The 2809-nt window shown below is 71.2% G+C and carries 2 protein-coding genes and 1 pseudogene; all 3 read right to left on the bottom strand.

The features are described from left to right. The coding region (locus tag HO151_RS01985) for a biotin/lipoyl-containing protein (RefSeq protein WP_302479529.1) at window positions 1-701 on the bottom strand (701 nt) is incomplete at its 3' end. A 66-nt stretch (window positions 702-767) separates the two neighbouring features. Further along, window positions 768-2156 carry a dihydrolipoyl dehydrogenase gene (lpdA, locus tag HO151_RS01980; RefSeq protein WP_173894406.1) on the bottom strand — a complete coding sequence of 463 codons (1389 nt, stop codon included), beginning with the start codon at window positions 2154-2156 and terminating at the stop codon, window positions 768-770. 289 nt (window positions 2157-2445) lie between these two features. Then, window positions 2446-2809: pseudogene (locus HO151_RS01975) on the bottom strand (leucyl aminopeptidase); the annotation flags it as partial.

The following is a 2809-nucleotide window of genomic DNA, read 5'->3' as shown; positions in this document are numbered from 1 at the left end:
GCCGGAGCCTCCTCGGCCGGGGCGGGAGCCTCGGCGGCGGGGGCCGACGGAGCCGAGCCGGGAGCGCCGATGACGGCCAGCTTGGCACCGACCTCGGCGGTCTCGTCCTCGCCGACCACGATCTCCAGCAGCACGCCGGCGGCGGGCGACGGGATCTCGGTGTCGACCTTGTCGGTGGAGACCTCAAGGAGCGGCTCGTCCTCCGCGACCTCCTCGCCGACCTCCTTGAGCCACCGGGTGACGGTGCCCTCGGTGACCGACTCGCCCAGGGCCGGGAGCACCACGTCGGTGCCCTCGGCGCCACCGCCGCCGGAAGCGGCCTCGGCGGTCGGGGCCGGCGCCGGAGCGTCGGTCTCGGTGGACGGGGTGGCCTGCGGGGCCGGCTCCGGAGCGGGCTCCTCGGCGGCCGGGGCCTGCTCCGGCTCGGGCTCGGCGGCCGGAGCGGACTCGGCGGACGCGCCCGAGCCGTCGTCGATGACGGCCAGCTCGGCACCGACCTCGACGGTCTCGTCCTCGGCGACCTTGATGGAGGCGAGCACGCCGGCGGCGGGGGAGGGGATCTCGGTGTCGACCTTGTCCGTCGACACCTCCAGCAGGGGCTCGTCGGCCTCTACGCGCTCACCCTCGGCCTTCAGCCAGCGGGTGACGGTGCCCTCGGTGACGCTCTCGCCGAGCGCCGGAAGGGTTACGGAAACCGCCATGGTTTCGGTTGCTCCTTACGATTGCGGAAGTCTGTGTCGTCGCGTCGTGGGGTGACCGAGGGTCGGTCAGTCGTGCGAGTGCAGCGGCTTGCCGGCGAGCGCGAGGTGGGCCTCGCCCATCGCCTCGTTCTGCGTCGGGTGGGCGTGGATGAGCTGCGCGACCTCGGCGGGCAGCGCCTCCCAGTTGTAGATCAGCTGGGCTTCGCCCACCTGCTCGCCCATGCGGTCGCCGACCATGTGGACGCCGACCACGGCACCGTCCTTGACCTGGACGAGCTTGATCTCGCCCGCGGTCTTCAGGATCTTGCTCCTGCCGTTGCCCGCGAGGTTGTACTTCAGAGCGACGACCTTGTCCGCACCGTAGATCTCCTTGGCCTTGGCCTCGGTGACGCCCACGGAGGCGACCTCGGGGTGGCAGTACGTCACCCGGGGCACGCCGTCGTAGTCGATCGGGACGGTCTTGAGACCGGCCAGGCGCTCCGCCACCAGGATGCCCTCGGCGAAGCCGACGTGCGCGAGCTGGAGCGTGGGCACCAGGTCGCCCACGGCCGAGACGGTCGGCACGTTGGTGCGCATGTACTCGTCGACCAGGACGTAGCCGCGGTCCATGGCGATGCCCTGCTCCTCGTAGCCGAGACCGGCCGAGACCGGGCCGCGGCCGATGGCGACCAGGAGGATCTCGGCCTCGAAGGTCTTGCCGTCGGCGAGGGTCACGCGGACGCCGTCCTGCGTGTACTCGGCCTTCTCGAAGAACGTGCCGAGGTTGAACTTGATGCCGCGCTTGCGGAACGCGCGCTCGAGGAGCTTGGAGCTGTTCTCGTCCTCGACCGGGACGAGGTGCTTGAGGCCCTCGATGATCGTGACGTCGGTGCCGAAGGACTTCCACGCCGAGGCGAACTCGACGCCGATGACACCGCCGCCCAGCACGATCGCGGACTGCGGGACGCGGTCCAGCGTCAGCGCGTGGTCCGAGGAGATGATGCGGTTGCCGTCGATGTCCAGGCCCGGCAGCGACTTCGGCACGGAGCCGGTCGCGAGCAGCACGTGGCGGCCCTGGACCCGCTGGCCGTTGACGTCCACGGAGGTCGGGGACGACAGCCGGCCCTCACCCTCGATGTACGTCACCTTGCGCGAGGCCACCAGGCCCTGCAGGCCCTTGTAGAGGCCGCTGATCACGTCGTCCTTGTACTTGTGGACGGCGGCGATGTCGATGCCCTCGAAGGTGGCCTTGACACCGAACTGCTCGCTCTCGCGTGCCTGGTCGGCGATCTCGCCCGCGTGCAGCAGGGCCTTCGTGGGGATGCAGCCGTTGTGCAGGCAGGTGCCGCCGAGCTTGTTCTTCTCGATCAGGGCGACGTCCAGGCCCAGCTGCGCTCCGCGCAGGGCCGCGGCGTAGCCGCCGCTACCACCGCCGAGGATCACTAGGTCGAAAACGGTGCTGGCGTCGTTCGCCACGTCACGTCCTCCATGCATGTGCGCCGGCGCCGGTCTCCAGTGACCGGGCGGCGGCTGGTGTCCGGCCGCTCTTCTTCGGCCCTGGCGGGCCCTGTCCTGCCGAGAACCCATCTTCGCACTTGTCACCGACACTCGGGACGCCGGGCTGCGCTGTGGGACGTCTGATCGATCACACGGCGTCCCCGCGCCCGCGAGGGGCGCCCCGCAGGGGCGCGGGGAACTACGCGCTCAGCCACGCTCGGCCGGCACCCGCCGTACGCCGGACGAACCCGGGCCACCGGGCGGAATGTCAGCCCAGATCGCCGGAGGCGGTCAGCTCGGCGAGCCGCACCAGCGTCCGTACGGCGGACCCCGTACCACCCTTCGGGGTGTAACCGAACGGCCCCTGCTCGTTGAAGGCGGGTCCGGCGATGTCGAGGTGCGCCCACGTGATGCCCTCGCCCACGAACTCCTTCAGGAACAGCCCGGCCACCAGGCCGCCGCCGTACCGCTCGCCCATGTTGGCGATGTCGGCCGTGGGGGAGTCCATCCCCTTCCTCAGGTGGTCCGGGAGCGGCATCGGCCAGGCCGGCTCGCCGACCTCCTCGGCCGCCTCGTGCACCGCGGAGCGGAACGCGTCGTCGTTCGACATGATCCCGAACGTGCGGTTGCCG

The organism is Streptomyces sp. 8P21H-1 (genome assembly GCF_013302945.1).
The sequence above is the reverse complement of the archived record's forward strand: the minus strand, read 5'-3'. Positions and strand labels throughout refer to the sequence as shown.